The sequence below is a fragment of the Nonomuraea sp. NPDC049269 genome (genome assembly GCF_043197155.1).
Taxonomy (GTDB): Bacteria; Actinomycetota; Actinomycetes; order Streptosporangiales; family Streptosporangiaceae; genus Nonomuraea.
Map to the genome: position 1 here is coordinate 885,489 of NZ_JBICSO010000004.1, position 19,845 is coordinate 905,333.

Annotated in this window: 21 protein-coding genes; 4 read left to right on the plus strand and 17 right to left on the minus strand. The window is 70.1% G+C overall.

Annotated features, from left to right (window positions below):
- Window positions 1–46 precede the first annotated feature (46 nt).
- Window positions 47–550: an isoprenylcysteine carboxyl methyltransferase family protein gene (locus ACGFNP_RS26965; RefSeq protein ID WP_393323417.1), complete on the minus strand. Its 504-nt coding sequence runs from the start codon at window positions 548–550 to the stop codon at window positions 47–49.
- A complete protein-coding gene (locus tag ACGFNP_RS26970; protein ID WP_358331171.1) occupies window positions 547–1,602 on the minus strand; it encodes a 3-oxoacyl-[acyl-carrier-protein] synthase III C-terminal domain-containing protein in 1,056 nt (351 codons plus the stop codon). The genes ACGFNP_RS26965 and ACGFNP_RS26970 overlap by 4 nt, the downstream gene beginning before the upstream one ends.
- Window positions 1,603–1,608: 6 nt before the next feature.
- Here ACGFNP_RS26970 and ACGFNP_RS26975 point away from each other — a divergent pair, with 6 nt between their 5' ends.
- A complete protein-coding gene (locus ACGFNP_RS26975) occupies window positions 1,609–2,583 on the plus strand; it encodes a helix-turn-helix domain-containing protein (RefSeq protein ID WP_358331174.1) in 975 nt (324 codons plus the stop codon).
- Here the strand turns inward: ACGFNP_RS26975 and ACGFNP_RS26980 are convergent.
- Together ACGFNP_RS26980 and ACGFNP_RS26985 are read right to left on the minus strand one after the other, a co-directional pair.
- Entirely contained in the window at window positions 2,556–3,665 is a 1,110-nt protein-coding gene (locus tag ACGFNP_RS26980; protein WP_393323422.1) for a methyltransferase, read from the minus strand. The genes ACGFNP_RS26975 and ACGFNP_RS26980 overlap by 28 nt on opposite strands.
- 15 nt (window positions 3,666–3,680) lie before the next feature.
- Complete coding sequence (locus tag ACGFNP_RS26985) at window positions 3,681–4,346, minus strand: TetR/AcrR family transcriptional regulator (protein WP_393323425.1); 666 nt, start codon at window positions 4,344–4,346, stop codon at window positions 3,681–3,683.
- A 52-nt stretch (window positions 4,347–4,398) separates the two neighbouring features.
- On the opposite strand from ACGFNP_RS26985, the gene ACGFNP_RS26990 reads away from it, so the two are divergent.
- On the plus strand, window positions 4,399–4,806 hold the full coding sequence (locus tag ACGFNP_RS26990) for a hemerythrin domain-containing protein (protein ID WP_393323428.1): 408 nt from the start codon (window positions 4,399–4,401) through the stop codon (window positions 4,804–4,806).
- Here ACGFNP_RS26990 and ACGFNP_RS26995 read toward each other — a convergent pair.
- A complete protein-coding gene (locus ACGFNP_RS26995; RefSeq protein ID WP_358331186.1) occupies window positions 4,803–5,324 on the minus strand; it encodes a helix-turn-helix domain-containing protein in 522 nt (173 codons plus the stop codon). The two genes, ACGFNP_RS26990 and ACGFNP_RS26995, sit on opposite strands and share 4 nt — an antisense overlap.
- Before the next feature lie 79 nt (window positions 5,325–5,403).
- On the opposite strand from ACGFNP_RS26995, the gene ACGFNP_RS27000 reads away from it, so the two are divergent.
- Complete coding sequence (locus ACGFNP_RS27000; protein ID WP_393323432.1) at window positions 5,404–6,084, plus strand: SDR family NAD(P)-dependent oxidoreductase; 681 nt, start codon at window positions 5,404–5,406, stop codon at window positions 6,082–6,084.
- A gap of 27 nt (window positions 6,085–6,111) precedes the next feature.
- Here the strand turns inward: ACGFNP_RS27000 and ACGFNP_RS27005 are convergent, their stop codons facing one another.
- From ACGFNP_RS27005 to ACGFNP_RS27015, 3 genes are all read right to left on the minus strand, one after another.
- The gene (locus ACGFNP_RS27005; RefSeq protein WP_393323435.1) at window positions 6,112–6,504 is read right to left on the minus strand and encodes a DUF3224 domain-containing protein; all 393 of its coding nucleotides are present in this window, start codon (window positions 6,502–6,504) and stop codon (window positions 6,112–6,114) included.
- A gap of 36 nt (window positions 6,505–6,540) precedes the next feature.
- Window positions 6,541–7,269 carry an LLM class flavin-dependent oxidoreductase gene (locus ACGFNP_RS27010; protein WP_393323438.1) on the minus strand — a complete coding sequence of 243 codons (729 nt, stop codon included), beginning with the start codon at window positions 7,267–7,269 and terminating at the stop codon, window positions 6,541–6,543.
- A 90-nt stretch (window positions 7,270–7,359) separates the two neighbouring features.
- On the minus strand, window positions 7,360–8,562 hold the full coding sequence (locus ACGFNP_RS27015) for an FAD-binding protein (RefSeq protein WP_393323441.1): 1,203 nt from the start codon (window positions 8,560–8,562) through the stop codon (window positions 7,360–7,362).
- Between the two features lie 117 nt (window positions 8,563–8,679).
- On the opposite strand from ACGFNP_RS27015, the gene ACGFNP_RS27020 reads away from it, so the two are divergent.
- Entirely contained in the window at window positions 8,680–9,024 is a 345-nt protein-coding gene (locus tag ACGFNP_RS27020) for a PLDc N-terminal domain-containing protein (RefSeq protein ID WP_393323444.1), read from the plus strand.
- On the opposite strand, the gene araA is transcribed toward ACGFNP_RS27020, so the two are convergent.
- The 9 genes from araA to ACGFNP_RS27065 all read right to left on the minus strand — a co-directional run bounded on the left by araA (window position 9,021) and on the right by ACGFNP_RS27065 (window position 19,738).
- Entirely contained in the window at window positions 9,021–10,475 is a 1,455-nt protein-coding gene (gene araA / locus ACGFNP_RS27025; protein ID WP_393323447.1) for an L-arabinose isomerase, read from the minus strand. The two genes, ACGFNP_RS27020 and araA, sit on opposite strands and share 4 nt — an antisense overlap.
- Window positions 10,472–11,119 carry an L-ribulose-5-phosphate 4-epimerase gene (locus ACGFNP_RS27030; protein ID WP_358331205.1) on the minus strand — a complete coding sequence of 216 codons (648 nt, stop codon included), beginning with the start codon at window positions 11,117–11,119 and terminating at the stop codon, window positions 10,472–10,474. The genes araA and ACGFNP_RS27030 overlap by 4 nt, the downstream gene beginning before the upstream one ends.
- Window positions 11,116–12,762 carry a ribulokinase gene (araB, locus tag ACGFNP_RS27035; RefSeq protein WP_393323451.1) on the minus strand — a complete coding sequence of 549 codons (1,647 nt, stop codon included), beginning with the start codon at window positions 12,760–12,762 and terminating at the stop codon, window positions 11,116–11,118. The genes ACGFNP_RS27030 and araB overlap by 4 nt, the downstream gene beginning before the upstream one ends.
- Before the next feature lie 42 nt (window positions 12,763–12,804).
- On the minus strand, window positions 12,805–13,788 hold the full coding sequence (gene yjfF, locus ACGFNP_RS27040) for a galactofuranose ABC transporter, permease protein YjfF (protein ID WP_358331209.1): 984 nt from the start codon (window positions 13,786–13,788) through the stop codon (window positions 12,805–12,807).
- The gene (locus ACGFNP_RS27045) at window positions 13,785–14,798 is read right to left on the minus strand and encodes an ABC transporter permease (protein ID WP_358331212.1); all 1,014 of its coding nucleotides are present in this window, start codon (window positions 14,796–14,798) and stop codon (window positions 13,785–13,787) included. Before ACGFNP_RS27045 ends, yjfF begins: the two co-directional genes overlap by 4 nt.
- The gene (locus ACGFNP_RS27050; protein ID WP_393323456.1) at window positions 14,795–16,306 is read right to left on the minus strand and encodes a sugar ABC transporter ATP-binding protein; all 1,512 of its coding nucleotides are present in this window, start codon (window positions 16,304–16,306) and stop codon (window positions 14,795–14,797) included. The genes ACGFNP_RS27045 and ACGFNP_RS27050 overlap by 4 nt, the downstream gene beginning before the upstream one ends.
- Before the next feature lie 61 nt (window positions 16,307–16,367).
- Window positions 16,368–17,345: an ABC transporter substrate-binding protein gene (locus ACGFNP_RS27055; RefSeq protein ID WP_358331218.1), complete on the minus strand. Its 978-nt coding sequence runs from the start codon at window positions 17,343–17,345 to the stop codon at window positions 16,368–16,370.
- A gap of 74 nt (window positions 17,346–17,419) precedes the next feature.
- Window positions 17,420–18,403 (minus strand): LacI family DNA-binding transcriptional regulator, encoded by a 984-nt coding sequence (locus ACGFNP_RS27060; RefSeq protein ID WP_358331465.1) that lies wholly within the window; start codon window positions 18,401–18,403, stop codon window positions 17,420–17,422.
- A gap of 327 nt (window positions 18,404–18,730) precedes the next feature.
- Complete coding sequence (locus tag ACGFNP_RS27065; protein ID WP_393323460.1) at window positions 18,731–19,738, minus strand: LacI family DNA-binding transcriptional regulator; 1,008 nt, start codon at window positions 19,736–19,738, stop codon at window positions 18,731–18,733.
- Between the last annotated feature and the right edge of the window lie 107 nt (window positions 19,739–19,845).

The window sequence follows — 19,845 nt, forward strand, 5'->3', positions numbered from 1 at the left end:
GCCGGTGACGCAAGCGAGCGCAAACCGCGATCAACACGTGATCCGCTCAGCCGGCCAGCGCCGCCTCCTCCACCCGGACCCGGACCGCGAGCAACACCCCGTTCACCAGCGTGAACACCAGCGCCGTGAGCCAAGCGGTGTGTACGAGCGGCAGCGCCACCCCTTCCGCCACCACGGCCACGTAGTTCGGATGACGCGACCATCTGTACGGCCCACCACTGACCAGCGGCATCCCGGGCACCACGACGACCCGTGTGTTCCACTGCCGGCCCAGGGCGGCGATGCACGACCAGCGCAGCCCCTGGGCCAGCAGCACGATCGCGAGCATCGGCCAGCCGAGCGCCGGGATGAAGGGCCGGTCGAACAGCCACACCTCGGCCGGACAGGCCAGCAACAGCCCGGTGTGGGCCAGGACGATCCAGCGATAGTGCCGCCTGCCGTACTCGATGCCGCCCTTCGACCTGGCCCAGGCAAGGTTGCGGCGGGCCACGGCGAGTTCGGCCAGCCGTTCGGCGGCGACCAGCCCGATCAGGATCGTGTAGGGACTCACCAGTGCAGCAGGAGGAGTTCGGCCGAGAAACCGGGTCCGAGGGCGAGGAGCACGGCCGGCTGGCCGGGACGGCCGCGTGTCTCCTGCAGGACGTGCAGGACGGAGACCGACGACATGTTCCCGTGCTCACGAAGAGACCGCCGCGTGACCTCCAGAGCCGACGGTTCCAGGCCCAGCCGCTCCACGATCTTGTCGATCACCTTCGGGCCGCCGGGGTGGCAGATCCAGGTGCCGACCTGCTCCGGGGTGAGCCCGTTGTCGGCGAGGAAGGTCCTGATGTCGCCCGCGAGCACCTTCTCCACGAAGCCGGTGAGCTCGGCGTCCAGGATGAGGTGGAAGCCTCTCTCGCTCACCTGCCAGCCCATGAGGTGCTCGGTGCCGGAGTACAACCTGCTGCGCGTGGCCACCACCTCCGGGCCCTGGCCGCGTCCCATCGCGACGACGGCCGCCGCGCCGTCGCCGAACAGGCCGCTGGCGACCAGGTTCGCGATCGAGGTGTCGTCGCGCTGGATGGTCAGCGAGCACAGCTCCACGCAGACCAGCGCCGCGACCTGTTCGGGCCAGCCGCGCAGGTAGTCGTTCAGCCGCGACAGACCAGACGCTCCCGCCGCACAGCCCAATCCGAACATCGGCACCCGCTTGACGTCCGGCCGCAGCCCCACCCGCTGCAGCAGCCGCGCGTCCATGGACGGCGTGGCCAGGCCGGTTGTCGAGCAGAACACCAGGTGATCCACCCGCCGCGGGGATACGCCCGCCTTGTCCAGCGCGCCACGGAGTGCCCGTTCGCCCAGGTCGAGCGCTATCTCGAGGTAGATGTCGTTGGCGCGGCCGAAGGAGTCGAGCTTGGCGTAGTCGGCCAGCGGGAGCGCCAGGTTCCGGCTGTGGACGCCGGTGGCCTCGTGGAAGCGTTCGAGCTGGTCGTGGTCGGCCTCGGTCAACCGGGAGAATGCCTCGGTGATCTCCGCCTGCGCGTAGCGGTAATCGGGCAAAACGGTCTGTACCCCCGAAATGTGCATATATCTCTTCTGCCGCTGAGAGCGGCGGGCTAACATGCGGCCATGCTCATGCCCGTACGCGCTGGACTGCCGAGTGTCGCCGTGCTCGCGTTCGATGGGATGTCGCCGTTCGAGCTGGGGTGTGTGGTGGAGATCTTCGGGCTCCCCCGGCCCGAACTCGGCGTGCCCTGGTATGACCTCAAGGTCTGCGCCGAGACGCCCCAGCCGCTCCGGGCGGTCGGCGGGTTCACGCTGCAGGCGGCGCACGGGCTCGACGTGCTGGTCTCGGCCGACACCGTGATCGTCCCCGGCGTGGCCGACGTACGCGGGCAGGTCTCCGGCGAGCTCGTCGCGGCGCTGCGGCTGGCGCACGAGCGGGGCGCGCGCATGGTGTCGATCTGTTCGGGGGCGTTCGCGCTGGCCGCCGCCGGGCTGCTCGACGGGCGCGAGGCGACCACCCACTGGAAATACGCCGACCTGCTCCAGGAGCGCTTCCCCAAGGTGTCCGTCAACGCCTCGGTGCTGTACGTGGACGACGGCGACGTCCTGACCAGCGCGGGCAGCGCCGCCGGGCTCGACCTGCTGATCCACCTGATCCGCGGCGACCACGGCCCGAACGTCGCCAACGCGGTGGCCCGCCGCCTGGTCATCGCACCGCATCGGGAGGGCGGGCAGGCGCAGTTCATCCAGGCCGCGGTGACGCCGGTCGAGGACGACGACGCGGTGGCCAGGGCGATGGCCTGGGCCATGGACCACCTGGCACAGCCGATCAGCGTCGGCGACCTGGCCGGAGTGGCGCACATGTCGGAACGCTCGTTCATCAGGCACTTCAAGCGGCAGACGGGCACGAGCCCGCTGCGCTGGGTGATCTCCCAGCGGGTGGCGGCCAGCCTGCCGATGCTGGAGGGCACGGCCGCGCCGGTGGAGGAGATCGGGGCCGCCGTGGGGTTCGAGAGCCCCGTGACGTTCCGGCACCACTTCACCCGCGCGATGCGTACGTCTCCTTCAGCCTACCGGCGCGCGTTCAGCGACACTTGAACCGCGAGCCGCCACAGGGACGTCACCTCGGCGGCCCGCGCGGCGCTGAGCGGATCGGTGCTCTCCGACGCGCGCCGATGACGCGGCCGGGTGTCGAGCCGGTCCACGACCCGCAGCCCCGCCGCGTCGAAAGCGGCCATCAGGTCGGCACGGGAGCGCAGCCCCAGGTGCTCGGCCAGATCCGACAGCACCAGCCAGCCCTCGCCACCCGGCTCCAGGTGCTCGGCCAGGCCGTCGAGGAAGCCTTGGAGCATGCGCCCGCCGGGATCGTACACGGCCTGGTCGAGCAGTGACGACGGTTTGGCGGGCAGCCAGGGCGGGTTGCACACGACCAGCGGCGCGCGGCCCGCCGGGAACAGGTCGGCCGCCACCACCTCGACCCGATCGGCCAGGTCCAGCCGGGCCAGGTTGTCGCGGGCGCAGGCCACCGCGCGCGGGTCGAGATCGGTGGCCACGACCCGCTCGACGCCCCGCTTGGCCAGCACCGCCGCCAGAACACCGGTGCCCGTGCCGAGCTCGAAGGCCAGCCGCTTGTCGGGCAGGGGCGCCTGAGCCACCAGATCAACGTATTCGCCGCGAATCGGGGAGAACACCCCGTAGTGCGGATGGATCCGGGCGCCCAGCGCCGGGACCTCGACGCCCTTCTTCCGCCATTCGTGCGCCCCGATCAGGCCGAGCAGCTCGCGCAGCTGGCCCACCGCCGGGCCCGCCGCCGGGCCGTAGACCTCCTCGCACGCCTGCCGTACGTCGGGAGCGCGGGCGAGCGGGATGCGGTGGCCTTCGTCGTACGGGATCAGCAGCATGCCGAGCGTGCGCGCCCGCTGGCCCTGGGCCTGGCGGTACTGGTAGAACGTGGCGCCGGGATCGGCCGGCCTGCACCGGCGGCCCATCGCCTGGAGCAGCTGGCGGGCGTTCTGGAAGTCGCCGCGCCACAGCAGGGCGGTGCCCTCGCAGGCCAGGCGGTAGGCGGTGTCGGCCTTCATCCGGTCGTCGGCGATCACCACGCGCGTGGGTGGCGGCGCGCCCAGCGCGGAGCGCCACGGCGCCGAACGTTCCTCGCCCGCCTCAGTCCATCGGATCATCAGACCCCGACCGTTTCATGAACGGCCGTCCGTGGCGAATCGGTTTGCCAGGAGCCCCGCGACGAGCGCACGCAGGCCCTCACCATAGGTGTCGCGCGCGGTGAGCTCCTCCCACCGATCTCCCACCGCCGCGAGGCGCGGCAACGCCTCGGCGTCGAGGTCGGCGAACACCCGCCGCCGATAGGTCGGCCCGCCCTCCTCCCGTCTGCGCCGCGCGGCCGCCCGCGCGGTGATCTCCCCCGCCGTGTAGTGCCAGATGATCCGGTACGCGTCCACGGCCCGTTCCAGGGTCAGCCCGGCGCGTACGGCCGCGTCGATGATCGTCTCCGGGTACCACAGCGCGTGGACCGAGAGCAGATCGTCCGCCCTGAGGACGTCCACGACCCACGGGCGGCCCGCCAGCGCGTCGTGCAGGGCGACGGCCGCCGCCGCCATCCGCTCGGCCGGTTCGTCCGGGAGCTCGGGCCGGGGCGTCGCCGCCGCGTAGTCGTCGAGCAGCAGCAGGAGGAGTTCTTCCTTGTCGTGCACGTGGTGGTAGAGGGCCATGGGCGTGGTGCCGACCTCACGGGCCAGCCTGCGCATCGTCAGACTCTCCGTCCCTTCGGCCTCGATGATCCGGTGGGCGGCGGACACGATGTCCGCTCTGGAGATCTTGGGTGGTCGTCCTGTGCGCGCGGGCATTCTGCCATGCTACTTTCTATACGCGTATAGAAACTTGCTCGGAGGGAGCGACATGACCGCCGAACGACTCATCGCCATGGGTGACGAGCTGGTGAAGCTGCACGACGGGTTCCGGCGGGAGCTCGCGGAGCTGCGGCGGGCATCCGGCTCGCGGCCTCAGCTACGGGAGCACTGCCTGACGTTCTGCGACGCGCTGCACGCCCATCACACCGGCGAGGACGACGTCCTGTTCCCGCATCTGGCGGGCGCGCATCCCGAGCTGGCGGAGGTGCTGGCCCGGCTGCGCGCCGAGCACCAGGTGGTGGCGCGGCTGCTCGCTCAGATCCGCGAACTGCCGGATGGGGGCCACGGCGCCGAGCTCGATCGGCTCTCCCGCGAGCTCGAGGCGCACCTCGACTACGAGGAGGAGCAGCTCGTGCCGTTGCTCAACGCGATGACCGAATTCCCCGAGGGACTCTAGCCCGCCTTCAGGGCATCGAGCATCAGCGTGAAGTGGCGCCGCCACTGGCCCGGCGCGGCCTCCGCCACGCGTGAGTTGGCCATCATGAAGAACACCAGGTCGAGCGGGCCGACATCGGCCCGCAGCGCCCCGGCCCCCTGCGCCCGCTCCACGAGCCGATGGATCAGCCCATTGATCTCGGCCCCGTCGTCCTGATGGGACAGGCAGGCCAGCTCTGTGAACGCCCGGTCGGCGGCCTGCAGCTCGCACGTACGCTCCAGGAACCCCGCCAGCCCCCGCCACGGATCGTCGGCGGCGAGCGACTCGCGAGCCAGGTCGGCCCAGGCCCGCGTCTTCTCATCGAGTAGCGCGTCGACCAGGTCGCCGCGCTCGGGAAAGTGCCGGTAGAGGGTGCCGATCGCGACGCCCGCCCGCCGGGCCACGGCCTCCAGCGGCGCGTCCACCCCCCGCTCGGCCAGCACCTCACGGGCGGCCGCGACCAAGGCCTCACGGTTGCGCTGGGCGTCGCGGCGAATCACCCGCCCATCCTACCGAAGTCGAGGCATGCCCTCATGTTTCTGTTAACCTGAGGATCACCCTCGACTTAAGGAGTCCGACATGAAGCTCGCGATCATCGGCGCGGGGCCGGGCATCGGCCTGGCGGTGGCCCGCAGGTTCGGCCGGGAAGGGTTCGACGTGGCGCTGACCGCCCGGGACTCCGGGCACCTGGCCACGCTGACCAGCGAGCTCGCCCGTGACGGCGTCGCGACGTCGGCGCATCCCGCCGATCTGACCGATTTCGCCTCCCTGACGGCGGCCCTCGACCGCGTCGGCCCGGTCGACGTGCTCGTCTACAACGGCGCCGGCGTCGCCGGCTCCCTCACCTCCGCGCTGGAGGTGACGCGGGAGAGCGCGCAGGACGCCTTCGACGGGGCGGTGCTGGGCGCGGTCACCGCCGTCCGCGCGGTGCTGCCCGGGATGCTCGAACGCGGCTCCGGCACGCTGCTGTTCACCTCGGGCATCTCGGCCGTCCACCCGATCGACTTCCTGGGCAACGTCGGCATCGCCGTGGCGGGGCTGCGCAACTATGTCCTCGCCCTGGCGCAGGCGGTGTCGGACCGTGGCGTCCATGTGGGCCACGTCCCCATCGGCGCCGCCATCGCCCCGGGCTCACCGGCCGCCCCCGAGGCGGTGGCCGAGACCCACTGGCGCCTGCACACCGACCGGGACCGCAACGAGGTGATCCTGGGTGACCTGGCGACGGTCCAGGCCGCGATCAACGGGCTGAAAGCCTCGTAGGACGGTTGTCATCCATCCGGCCGCTGTTCAGAGCCGGTAGTCGAAGACGTACGAGTGCGAGCCGTCGGGGGCGATGAGGATGTCCAGCTCGCCCCTGAGGCCACTCAGCTCGCCGGTCCCGGAGTCCGGTACGACCGCGACGCGCAGCGACTGCTCGCCCCGGTCATCCACCGCGAAGTGCTGGAGCACGAAGCTGCCCGACCTGCCGTCCAGGCTGCCCACGACCCGTTCCATCGCCACGTACGCCCGCGAGGTCTCCGCCGGGGTCCCCGCCACGATCAGATGGACCACGCTGGTGCCGGTCAGGTCGCCGTGGAAGGTCTTGCCCATGGTGACGTGGCCGAGCGAGACGCCGTCGGCCTCCTCGTACGGGGGCTGGGCGTTCCAGTCGGCGGTGTCGAAGGTTCCTTTTGCTGCCATGCGTCCTATCGTGCCGGGCATACCTGTCAGGAACGGTCAGGTACCGCTGAGCCTGGCCACAACGGGGGCGAAGTCGTCCATGGATCGCGCGTCCACTGTCACGTACGAGATGCCGAGCTTGTCCCTGCGCTCGCGCAAGGTGGCGGCCATCTGGTCCGGGGTTCCCATGAGCACCCCGGCGCCCGTGTACGGGCTCTCTCCCACGGCGGCCACGCGCATGCTGAGCTCCAGGTGGTCGTAGCGGTCACCGGCCAGCTCGTAGAGCTCGTCCAGCATCGCCGCCACCTGCGCCTCGGCGCACCACGGCGGCAGCCGGAGATCCACCGTGTCGGCCTTCTCGGCGGCCACCCTGAGCACTCCACTGCAGGACGCGGCGATCAGGATCGGCACGTCGCGTACGGCGTCGGCGGTCCGCGCCAGTCGTCTGACCTGCTCGGCGGGCGTGTCGCCCGTCACCGGCGGGGCCGCGCCCAGGCCCAGCTCGAACCGGCCGCCGCTGAACGCGCGTAACCCGGCCACCTCCCGCGCCACGCTCTCCGGCGTCCACGAAGGAACGTCCACGACGTACGTCCCGACGCGCAGGGTGGTCGTGGCGGCGACGACGACAACCGCGGCGGCGAACGGAGACTGCACACCCGACACATGGTCGGGCACCAGCAGGGTGGTGAAGCCGCGGCCCTCCGCACGGCGGCCCAGCTCGCCCCAGCCGTCGGGAGGGAGATCGTGACCGGCGACGGCGCCGAATCTGAACGGGTGCGTGGTCATGCTCCCACGATCGGCCACCGGCCCCCGCGAGACATCGTCCCCGAGACCGGTGATCCACTACCCCGCCGGGCGCACGCCCGCACGGCCCGCCTACTCCCCCAGCAGTATCCGCACGAAGTCGTTGCGGAACTTGCCCGCCGGGTCGTAGCGCCCCACCAGGTCACGGAAACGCTCCGGGCACGACGGCCACCGGGTGAACAGTTTGCCCCAGTGCGGCCGGGGATCGAACGGCGCCAGCCGCTCCTCGACCAGCTCGATCACCGGCAGCACCGCCGCCGTGTCCTTGATCCAGGTGAAGTGCAGGCCCACCGTGTCGCGGCCGTTGTAGGGGCTGAGCCACAGGTCGTCCGCGGCGATCGTGCGTACCTCGGAGATCTGCAGCACCGGCCTGACGCGGTCGCCGATGGCCCGCAGCTCGCGCAGCGCCTCGGCCGCGCGCGCCCTGGGGAGCAGGAACTCCGACTGCAGCTCGTCGCCCGCGCTGCTCGGCGGCGAGTCGGCCCGGAAGTGCGGCAGCCTGTCGTACCACGGCCCGGGCACGCCGAGCTGCTCGGTGCAGCTCTCGGCCGGCATGCCCGGCACCGGATGGCGGGGGCCGTCGGCCGCGCGGGTGCCGTGCCAGTCGCCGTCGGGCAGCTCGGTGCGGCGCTTGAGCCACACGCGGGTGGACAGCCAGTCGGTGAACAGGCTGACGCTGTATCCGGCGGACATGACGGCCTCGAAGTCGAAGTCGTCGGGCAGGTCCTCCCGGACGTACTGGCGCAGTTCGAAGGCGGGGACGAGGTCGAGCGTGACCGAGGTGACGACCCCGAGCGCGCCGAGCGCCACGACCGCGCCGGGGAAGTCGGCCTCACCCCGCCGGAGGGTGATCAGGGAGCCGTCGGCGGTGACGAGGTCCAGTGCCGCCACGGCCGCCGACAGGCTCTGGTTGCCGCCGCCGGAGCCGTGCGTGCCGGTCGCGCACGAGCCCGCCACCGAGATGTGCGGGAGCGACGCCAGGTTGCCGAGCGCGAACCCGTTCGCGTGCAGGACGGGCGCGAGCTCCGCGTACGTCGTCCGCGCGCCGACCCGCACCCGCGCCGCGGCGCTGTCGATCTCCACCTCGGACGGCAGGCGGTCCAGGGTGACGAGGTCGCCCGTCGTGTCGGCGACGTCGTTGAAGGAGTGGCCGCTGCCTAATGCCCGGATGTTGGCCGTGTCGGCGACCAGGTTCTGGAGCTCGTCGAGGGTGGAGGGATGGTGGACGGTTTTCCCCTGAAAGGCGATATTTCCCGCCCAATTCTTCAGCGTCACCGCTTTACCCTTCCATACCTCTTGTCGGCGCCGCGAGCGGGCGCTAGTTTCGAGTGCCGCGACGAAAGCGCCGACGACCAAGGCGCTCCTGACGAGGGCGTCGCCAAGGAGAATTCCGTGCTCTACCTGTCCGAGGCTCTCGGCCTGGCCACGATGGTGCTCTGGCTGTACTGCCTGTTCGACGCGATCACCACGCCGGAAGAGGCGTGCCGTAACCTGCCGAAGATCCTCTGGGTGCTCGTCGTGCTGCTGTTCCCGCTGGTCGGATCCGTGATCTGGCTGGTGGCCGGGCGGCCGCAGGCGGTCCAGGCGGCGCGGCCGACCGGGTTCCCCGAGTACGACCGGCCGGGGCGCGCGACCGCGACCAACCCCGACGACGACGAGGAGTTCCTGCGCCGCCTCCGCGAGCGAGCCGAGGAACAGCGCAAGAACGCCCCGAAACCACCCGACGAAGACGCCTAAAAGCCCTGCGCCAGCCGGTAGTACGCCTGGTTCCAGCGCAGTTCCTTGGCGAAGTTCCGGGCCGTCGTGTCCGCGTCGATGATCAGCAGTTCGACGCCGAGCATGTCGGCCAGGTCCGTCAGCTCCTCGGCGCCCACCGCCGTCGAGAGCACCGTGTGGTGCGGCGCGCCCGCGGTCAGCCAGGACTCGGCGGAGGTACGCAGGTTCGGGCGGGGCCGCCAGACCGCGCGTGCCACCGGCAGCTTGGGCAGCGGGTGCGGCGGCGCGACGATGTCGATCTCGTTGGCCACCAGCCGGAACCGGTCCCCCATGTCGGCGAGCCCGATGACGATGCCGGGCCCCGGCTCGGCGTCGAACACCAGCCGCACCGGGTCCTCCCGGCCGCCGATGCCGAGGGGGTGGATCTCGCACGTCGGGGTGCCCGTGGCGATCGACGGGCAGACCTCCAGCATGTGCGCGCCGAGGATGAGCTCCTCGCCCGGCGTCAGGTTGTAGGTGTAGTCCTCCATGAACGAGGTGCCGCCCGGCGCCATGGCCTTGAGCGTGCGCAGCAGCACCGAGGTCTTCCAGTCGCCCTCGCCGCCGAAGCCGTACCCGTCGGCCATCAGCCGCTGCACGGCCAGCCCGGGGAGCTGGCGCAGGCCGCCGAGGTCCTCGAAGTTCGTGGTGAACGCGCGGAAGCCGCCCGCCTCCAGGAAGCCGCGCAGGCCCAGCTCGATCCGGGCGGCGTAGCGCAGCGACTCGTGCCGCTCGCCCAGCAGCTCCGGCGCCACGCGGTAGAGCTCCGCGTACTCCTTGACCAGCGCCGTCACGTCCGCGTCGGAGGCCGCGTCCACGACCTCGACCAGCTCGTTGACGCCGTAGGTGTTGACCGAGACGCCGAAGCGGAGCTGCGCCTCGACCTTGTCGCCCTCGGTGACGGCGACGTCGCGCATGTTGTCGCCGAACCTGGCGAGCTTGAGCGTACGCACCTCCGCCAGGCCCGCCGCCGCCCGCGACCAGGCGAGCACGCGGTCGGCCACGAACGGGTCACTGACGTGCCCGGCCACGGTCTTGCGCGGCACGCCCAGCCGGGTCTGGATGTGGCCGAACTCACGGTCGCCGTGCGCGGCCTGGTTGAGGTTCATGAAGTCCATGTCGATGGAGCTCCACGGCAGTTCGACGTTGGCCTGCGTGTGCAGGTGCAGCAGCGGCTTGCGCAGCGCGTCGAGCCCGGCGATCCACATCTTGGCCGGGGAGAAGGTGTGCATCCAGGCGATCACGCCGGCGCACGAGTCGTCCGCGTTGGCCTCCAGCATCACGCGCCTGATCGCGGCCGCGTCGGTGAGCACGGGCTTCCACTCGACGGTCACCGGGAGTGCGGCGGCGATCCGCTGCGACTGCTCGGCGACCTGGCGCAGCGTGTCCTCGCCGTACAGCCCCTGGCTGCCGGTCAGAAACCAGATGTTCAACGCGGGCTCCTCTGTCCGTAGACGTTCTGATAGCGGTCGTACAGGCGGTCGATGTCGTCCTGGGGGATGGCCAGCGGCTGGCCGAGCTGCCGCGCCACGTGCACGGTGCGGGCGACGTCCTCGCACATCACCGCCGCCTTCACCGCCGCCTTGGGGGTGGGGCCGATGGTGAAGACGCCGTGGTTCTGCATCAGCACGGCCGGCGAGCGGTGTCCCTTGAGCGTCTTGACGATGCCCTGGCCGATGGAGTCGTCACCGATCAGCGCGAACGGCCCGACCGGGATCTCGCCGCCGAACTCGTCGGCCATGGCGGTCAGCACGCACGGAATGGCTTCACCGCGCGACGCCCAGGCGGTGGCGTAGGTGGAGTGGGTGTGCACCACCCCGCCGACCTCCGGCATGGCTCGGTAGACGTAGGCGTGCGCGGCGGTGTCGCTGGACGGCGCGTGCTCGCCCGCGACCAGGTTGCCGTCGAGGTCGCAGACGACCATGTTCTCCGGGGACAGCTCGTCGTAGGAGACCCCGGAGGGCTTGATGACGAACAGGTCCTCACCGGGGATGCGCCCGGAGACGTTCCCGGCGGTCCACGCGACGAGGTTGTTGCGCACCAGTTCGGCGTGCAGGTCGCAGACCGTCTTTCTCATGCGCTCGCCTCGTTCCTGATCGCGCGCAGCTTGTGCAGCATCCGTCCGTCCCCGAAGTAGTCGTGCAGTGTGCGGTATTCGGCGTAGAGCCGGTCGTAGGCGTCGGCCCGCTCCGCGTCGGGCACGTAGGCGTTCTCCTGCCGTGCGCCCATCGCGGCCGCGGCCTGCTCGATGTCGTCGTACGCGCCCGCCGCGACGGCCGCGTGGATCGCCGAGCCCAGCGCGGGGCCCTGCTCCGAGACGATGACCGAGAGCGGCCTGCGCAGCACGTCGGCGTAGACCTGCATGAGGAAGCGGTTCTTCAGAAGGCCGCCGGCCACCACGAACTCCGCCACCGGCACGCCCGACGCCTCGAACGTCTCGACGATCACCCGGGCGCCGAACGCGGTGGCCTCGATGAGCGCGCGGTACACGTCCTCGGGCCTGGTGGCCAGGGTCTGACCGACGATCACGCCGGACAGGTCGTGGTCGACCAGCACCGAGCGGTTGCCGTTGTGCCAGTCGAGCGCGACCAGGCCGTGCTGCCCGACCCGCTGCGCGGCGGCCAGCTCGGTCAGGTAGTCGTGCACCGACTGGCCCCGCTCCTCGGCGAGCCGCACATACGAGGCAGGCACGGCGTTGTCGACGAACCAGGCGAAGATGTCGCCCACGCCCGACTGTCCCGCCTCATATCCCCACAGCCCCGGCACGATCCCGTCGCGGACCACGCCGCACATGCCGGGCACCTCGGCGAGCTGGTCGGACGGCATCACGTGGCAGGTGGAGGTGCCCATGATCGCGACCATCTGGCCGGGCCGGACCGCGTCGGCCGACGCGGAGGTGACGTGCGCGTCGACGTTGCCGACCGCGATCGCGATGCCCTCGGGCAGCTTGGTCCACTCGGCGGCCTGAGCGGTCAGCCGCCCGGCGAGCCCGCCCAGCGGCGACAGCTCATGGCCCAATTTGGCGACAAATCCGGAGAAATCGGGGTTGAGCGCGGCCAGGAAGTCTTCGGAGGGGTAGCTCCCGTCCTGAAAAATCCCTTTGTATCCGGCGGTGCAGACGTTGCGCGTCTCGACCCCGGTGAGCTGCCAGATGATCCAGTCGGCCGCCTCGACCCAGCGCTCGGTCCGGGCGTACGTCTCCGGGTCCTCCTCGAGCAGCTGCAGGCCCTTGGCGAACTCCCACTCCGAGGAGATCTTGCCACCGTAGCGCGGCAGCCAGCTCTCCCCGCGCCGGGCGGCCAGCTCGTTGATGCGATCGGCGTGCGCCTGCGCCGCGTGGTGCTTCCACAGCTTGGGCCAGGCATGCGGCCGCTCGGGCGTCTGGAAGCAGAGCGGCGTGCCGTCGCGGGTGGTCGGCAACACCGTGCACGCGGTGAAGTCGGTGCCGAGGCCGACCACCTGCGCGGGGTCGATCCCCGCGGCGGCCACGGCCTCCGGCACGGCGGTACGCAGCACGTCCAGCCAGTCCTGCGGGGACTGCAGCGCCCAGTCGGGTCCCAGCCGGATCTCGGAGCCGGGCAATCGCTCCTCGATGACGCGGTGCGTGTACTCGTGCACGGCGGTGCCGACCTCGGCGCCGTCGCCCACTCGCACCACCACGGCGCGGCCGGACAGCGTCCCGAAGTCGACTCCGATCACGTAGGTGTTGTTAGCGTTCACATAATCTCCCTTGAATCCGCCACGACGGGGTCGCCCTGGAGGTCAGGCTCGGCGTGCCGAGAATAGGCGCTGAAGCAGGATGAAGACGAACAGCAGGAGGCCGATGAAGATCTTGGTCCACCAGGAGCTCAGCGTGCCCTCGAAGCTGATGACCGTCTGAATCAGGCCAAGCACCAGCACGCCCAGCACGGTACCAAGCAGGAATCCTGAGCCACCGGTCAGGAGGGTACCTCCGATGACGACCGCCGCGATCGCGTCGAGCTCCATGCCGACGGCGTGCAGGCCGTACCCGGAGAGCATGTAGAACGACAACAGCACCCCGCCGAGCGCCGAGCAGAACCCGCTGATCGTGTAGACCGTGATCTTCGTCCGGGCCACGGGCAGGCCCATCAGCAACGCGGACTGCTCGCTGCCCCCGGTGGCGTAGACGGAGCGGCCCAGGCGCGTGTAGTGCAGCACGTACGCCGCCACCAGCACCACCACCGCGGCGATGATCACGCTCGGCGAGATCCACAGATCGGCGAACAGGTCGATCCTGGTCTGCGCGAACGCCGTGAACGTCGGGTCCTCGATGGGGATCGAGTCGGTGCCGATCGTGTAGCACAGCCCCCTGGCCAGGAACATCCCGGCCAGCGTGACGATGAACGGCTGGATCTCGAAGGTGTGGATGATGTACCCCATCACCATCCCCAGCGCGGAGCCGATGAGCAGCACCAGCGGGATCACCAGGTACGGCGGCCACCCGGGCCCCTTCATCAGGCTCGCCGAGATCATCGTGGACAGCGCGACCACCGAGCCGACCGACAGGTCGATGCCCCCGGTGAGGATCACGAACGTCATGCCGACGGCCACGACCAGCAGGAAGGCGTTGTCGATGAAGACGTTGAGTATCACCTGCCCGCTGGCGAAGCCCTCGTAGCGGATGCCGCCCGCGACGAACATCGCCACGAACAGGCAGCCGGTCACCAGGACGGGCACGTACTTGGCCGGGATCGTCCTGAGGCCGTTGAGCGTCACGGTCGTCATGCCGTCACCCGGACCTTCTCCTCCGCCGCCGGGCTGGGCGGCACGGCTCGGCGGCGCCGGCCGAACACCTTCTCGCGGAACGACTTCGACTGGATGAGGCAGACCGCGGTCACCACGAGCGCCTTGAACAGCAGCGTGGTCTCCGGCGGCACGCCGATCGAGTAGATGGTGGTGGTCAGCGTCTGGATGATCAGCGCGCCGAGCACGGTGCCGCCGAGCGAGAACCGCCCGCCCGACAGCGAGGTGCCACCGATCACCACGGCCAGGATGGCGTCGAGCTCGACCCAGAGGCCGGCGTTGTTGCCGTCGGCGCTGGACACGTTCGAGCTGATCATCAGCCCGGCGACGCCTGCGCAGAGCGCGGCGAACGCGTAGACCATGATGATGATGCCGCGCGACCGGATGCCGGCCAGCCTGCTGGCCTCGGCGTTGCCGCCGACCGACTCGATCAGCATCCCGAGGGCAAGCCTGCGGGTGAGGAACACGGTGATCGCCAGGACCACCGCGACCAGCAGGATGCCGAAGGGCACGGTCAGCCAGTAGCCGCCACCGATGATCTTGTACGAAGGGCTGTTGATGGTGATGATCTGCCCGCCGGTGATCAGCTGGGCCAGGCCGCGCCCGGCGACCATGAGGATCAGCGTGGCGATGATCGGCTGAATGCCGACCACCGCGACGAGCAGGCCGTTCCACGCCCCGAGCAGCACCGACAGGCCGAGCGCCAGCACCACGGCGGTGAAGACGCCGGCGTCCTGGCTGATCTGCAGGCAGGCCAGCGCCCCCGAGATCGCCACCACCGAGCCGACCGACAGGTCGATGCCGCCGGTCGCGATGACCAGCGTCATCCCGAGCGACACCAGGATCAGCGGGGCGCCGAACCGCAGGATGTCGATCAGGCTGCCGTAGAGGTGGCCGTCGCGCATCTGGATCGAGAAGAAGTTCGCGGTGAAGAACACGTTGACGATGAGCAGCAGGGCCAGGATGACGGCCGGCCAGAGCAGGCGTCTCATTCCGCGCGGCCTCCGCTCGCGATGGTCTCCATGAGCACGTCCATGGTGAGGTCGTCGTCGTTGGGCAGCTCGGCGACCAGCCTGCGGTCACGCAGGACGCCGACCTTGTGGCTGAGCCGCAGCACCTCCTCCAGCTCGGCGGAGATGAACAGCACCGCCATGCCGCCGTCGGAGAGCTGGGCGACCAGGCGCTGGATCTCGGTCTTCGCGCCGATGTCGATGCCGCGGGTGGGCTCGTCGAGGATGAGCAGCCGGGGCTCCAGGATCAGCCATCTGGCCAGCAGGACCTTCTGCTGGTTGCCGCCGCTGAGGTCGCGTACGAGGTGCTCGGGGTTGGGCGGGCTGATCTTCAGCGCGGTGATGTACTTGCCGACCAGCTCGTCCTGCTGCTCGCGCGGGACCGGCCTGGTCCAGCCCCTGGTGGCCTGCAGGGCCAGGATGATGTTCTCCCGGAGCGTGAGGTCGGGGATCAGCCCGTCCGACTTGCGATTCTCCGAGCAGAACGCGATCCGGTTGTTCATCGCGATGCGCGGCGTGCGCAACGAGACGGCCGTGCCGTCCACGGTCATGTCACCGGCGCTCGCGTGGTCGGCGCCGAACAGCAGCCGCGCGACCTCGGTACGGCCCGAGCCCAGCAGCCCGGCCAGCCCCACGACCTCGCCCTCGTGGATGCTCAGCGTGAACGGCTCGATCGCTCCGGCCCGGCCGAGCCCGCGCGCTTCGAGGAGCGGCCGGTCGAACACCTTGGCCTCGCCGTGCAGCTTCTCCAGCGCGGCGAGCTCCTGGCCGATCATCTTGGCGACCAGCTCGATCTGGCTGAGCTCCTTGGTGAGGTACTCGCCCACCAGCCTGCCGTTGCGCAGGATCGTCATCCGGTCGGAGATCTCGTAGACCTGGTCGAGGAAGTGCGACACGAACAGGATCGCGATGCCCTCCTCCTTGAGGCTGCGCATCACCTTGAAGAGCTGCTCGACCTCGATCGCGTCGAGACTGGAGGTCGGCTCGTCGAGGATCAGCACCCGGGCCTCGATGTCGATGGCCCGCGCGATGGCGACCATCTGCTGGATGGCCGGCGAGTACGTCGACAGGGGCGCCGAGACGTCGAGGTCGAGCTCCAGCCGGGCCAGCAGCTCCGCGGCCCGGGCCCGCATCCGGGGCCAGTCGATCCGGCCCCAGCGGCGCGGCTCGCGGCCGACGAAGATGTTCTCGGCGACCGAGAGGTTCGCGCAGAGGTTGACCTCCTGGTAGACCGTGCTGATGCCGGCCCCCTGCGCCGCCAGCGGGCTGCCGAAGGCGACGTGCTCGCCGAGCAGTTCGATGGTGCCGGCGTCGATGGGGTGGACGCCGGTCAGCACCTTGATCAGGGTGGACTTGCCCGCGCCGTTCTCGCCCATGAGCGCGTGCACCTCACCCGGCAGCAGTCGCAGGTCCACGCCGTCGAGAGCCTGCACGCCGGGGAACTGTTTGCCGATTCCGCTCATCCGCAGAACCGGCGCGGGTACCGCCATCTCGGCGCCCCTCTCCTCCTCTTGAGAGTGGGCCGGCCCCGCGGGCCGGCCCCGTCAACGATCAGTACTGGCGGTTGGGCAGCGCGGCCTTGGCCTGCTCCTGGTTGAACACCGTCTCCTCCGTGATCACCCGGGTCGGTACGGTCTCGTTCTTGACGACCTTCTTGGCCAGGTCCATCAGCTGCGGGCCGAGGAGCGGGGAGCACTCGACGATGTAGTTGATCTTTCCGTCGGCGAGCGCCTGCATGCCGTCCTTGACGGCGTCGACCGTGATGATCTTGATGTCCTTGCCGGGCACCTTGCCCGCGCCCTCGATGGCCTCGATCGCACCCAGCCCCATGTCGTCATTGTGCGCGTAAAGGACGTCGATGTCCGGAGTGGACTTCAGGAAGGCCTCCATGACCTCCTTGCCCTTGGCCCTGGTGAAGTCGCCGGTCTGCGAAGCGACAATCTTGAACTTGGGATCGGCCCCGATGACCTCCTGGAAGCCCGACTTGCGGTCGTTGGCGGGGGCCGAGCCGGTGGTGCCCTGCAGCTCGACGATGTTCACCGGGTCCTTGCTGTCCTTGTACTCATCCACCAGCCACTTGCCGGCCTTCTTGCCCTCCTCCACGAAGTCCGAGCCGAGGAAGGTCTTGTAGAGCGTGGTGTCCTTGGAGTCCACGGCCCGGTCGGTGAGGATCACCGGGATCTTGGCGTTCTTGGCCTCTTTGAGCACCGTGTCCCAGCCTGACTCCACCACCGGCGAGAAGGCGATGACGTCCACCTTCTGCTGGATGTAGGAGCGGATCGCCTTGATCTGGTTCTCCTGCTTCTGCTGGGCGTCCGAGAACTTCAGGGTGATGCCCGCGGATTTGGCCGAGTCCTGCACGGACTTGGTGTTCGCGGTGCGCCACCCACTCTCCGCGCCGACCTGGGAGAAGCCCATGGTGATCGCGCCACCGCCGGACGCGGCACCGCCGCCGCCACTGCTACCGCATCCGCCCACCGCCATCGCGGTGAGCCCGGCGAGCATCAATGCCGAGATCCTCTTCAACACGTGGGGTCCCTTCTGGTGTGAGCGCTAACATCGAACCGCGTCGTGTCAGCGCCGCCCTGTCTCTCGTGTACGGGCTACCGCCGGGCCGTACTGGCCCGGCAAATGAGCGAGGGCGGGACCACGAGACGTTCGCGCTCGTGGGAGCCTTCGCCCTCGATCTGCCGAAGGAGCACCTCGATGCTGTGCCTGCCCACCGCGCCGAAGTCCTGCCTGATGGTGGTGAGCGGCGGCGAGAAGAACTCCGACTCGGGGATGTCGTCGAAACCGACGACACTCACCTGATCGGGCACTCTCACCCCCTGCTCGGTGAACGCCCGCAGCACGCCCAACGCCATCTGATCGTTGGCGACGAACACCGCTGTGACGTCCTTCATGCTCGCCAGGCTGCGCCCCGCCTCGTATCCCGAGCGTGGGCTCCAGTCTCCGGCGAGCGGCTCCGGGGCCGGACGGCCCGCCTGCTCCAGCGCGGCCCGCCACCCGGCCACGCGTCCCTCGGCCTCCAGCCAGTCGGAGGGGCCGCGGATCTGCCAGACCGTCTCGTGTCCCAGGGAGAGCAGGTGCTCGGTGGCCAGCCTGCCCCCCTCGACCTGGTCGACGCAGACGACCGAGGCCTCGCCGGCCTCGCCACCCTCGACGGCGACCGTGGGCACCCCGAACGGGAGCTCGGCCAGCGCCTGGGCGGCCGACCGCTGCGGCGCGACCACGACGATGCCGTCGACGCCCTGATCCGTCAGGTAGTCGAGGGCGTCGTTGACGCCGAGCTTGTCGATGGACTTGAGACTCACGATGCTGACGAAGTAGCCGGCCGCCCGGGCCGCCTGCTCGATGCCGTAGACCGTGCTGGCCGGGCCGTACAGCGTGGTGTCGAAGCTGACGACGCCGAGCGTCCTGGAGTGCTTGGTGACCAGAGCGCGAGCGACGAGATTGCGGCGGTAGCCGAGCTTGTCGATCGCCTCCTGCACCCGCGCGCGGGTCTCGCTGCGCACGTTGGGATGCTCGTTGAGCACGCGTGAGACCGTCTGGTGCGACACCCCGGCCTCTTTGGCCACGTCGGCCATGACCGGCGGTCTACGCCCCTGGGTCGATCCCACTGCGTGCTCCCTTCCTGGCTTGGCATGACTGTGAACGTTAACAACAGGTTCCGTCAAGAGGTCGCTCGATTACGGTCGCGTCACACGAGGTCTCTTGACGTCGCGGCGCGTTCCTCTTAACTTGGCGACCATCCTGGTGGTGAACATTCACCTAAAATGTTAACGCTAACAGAGCTGAGGTGCCTCCGGCCATGTCGCGAACGGTGTTATCCCCGCTGTTCAGGGGCCTGCCGGCGACGACCTTGTGAAAAGCCCGTGCCCGGGCGGGGACCTGCCCTTCCCGCCCGGGCACGTTCACGACGACGACGCCGTGGAGTCGCGGATCACCAACTGGCAGGGCATGCGGTGGACGCCCGGCGTCGCCCGCCCGTCGATGGCCGCGAACAGGTGCTGGGCTGCCGTCCTGCCGAGGAGCTCCAGGTTCATGTCCACGGTCGTCAGGGCCGGGCGCGTCTCGGTGGACAGCACCTCCCAGTTGTCGTAACCGATCACCGCGATGTCGTCGGGCACCCGCCGCCCCCGCTCGCGGGCGCCCTCGACGAAGCCGGCCGCGATCTGGTCGCTGCCACAGAACACCGCGTCGATCTCCGGCTGTGACATCAGCAGCATCTCCGCCGCGTGCCGGCCCCACCGCTGTGACCACGCCCCCCAGAGCGTCTCCCCCGCCTGCGCGAGGCCCGCCTCGGCCAGCGCCCGCTCAACCCCCTCGACGCGATCGCGCGCCGCCTTGTAGTGGGCGGGCCCGGTGACGTGCGCGATCCTGCGCCGGCCCAGCGCCACCAGATGCTGTACGGCCATCGCCGCCCCGCCCACGTCGTCCGGAACGAACGACACGTCCTCGGGATCGTCGGAAGGCCCGTAGGCGTACACCACGGGAACCGGCAGGTCCCTGCTGACCGAGGACCGCGGGTTGGTGCTCTCGCCCACCACGATCAGCCCGTCGACGCGGCGCGACAGCAGCGCGCGCAGGTGGTGCTGCTCCCTGATGGCGTCGCCGCGGGCGTCGCAGAGCAGCACCGCCATCTCCCCGGCGCCGAACGCGTCCTCCGCCCCGAGCAGCACCGGTATGCCGAACCGGCCCGCGCTGTCGGAGGTCAGCAGTCCGACCGTGCGCGTCTGCCCGGACAGCAGCCCCCTGGCCAGCGCGTTCGGCTGGAAGGAGAGCTCCTCCGCCGCGGCGAGCACGCGCTGCCGGGTCGAGGCCCGCACGTCCTGCCGTCCGTTGAGCGCCTTGGAGGCCGTGGCGATCGACACCCCCGCCAGGGAGGCCACGTCGTTGATGGTCGCGCGCCTACCCGCCATATTTTCGAAACCCTTTTCAGTAACCGATATCTGGGTCAAACCCTAACACCCATTGACAGGCCCGGATGTTTCTTCTACGTTTCCGAAAACCTTTCAGTTCACGGGGG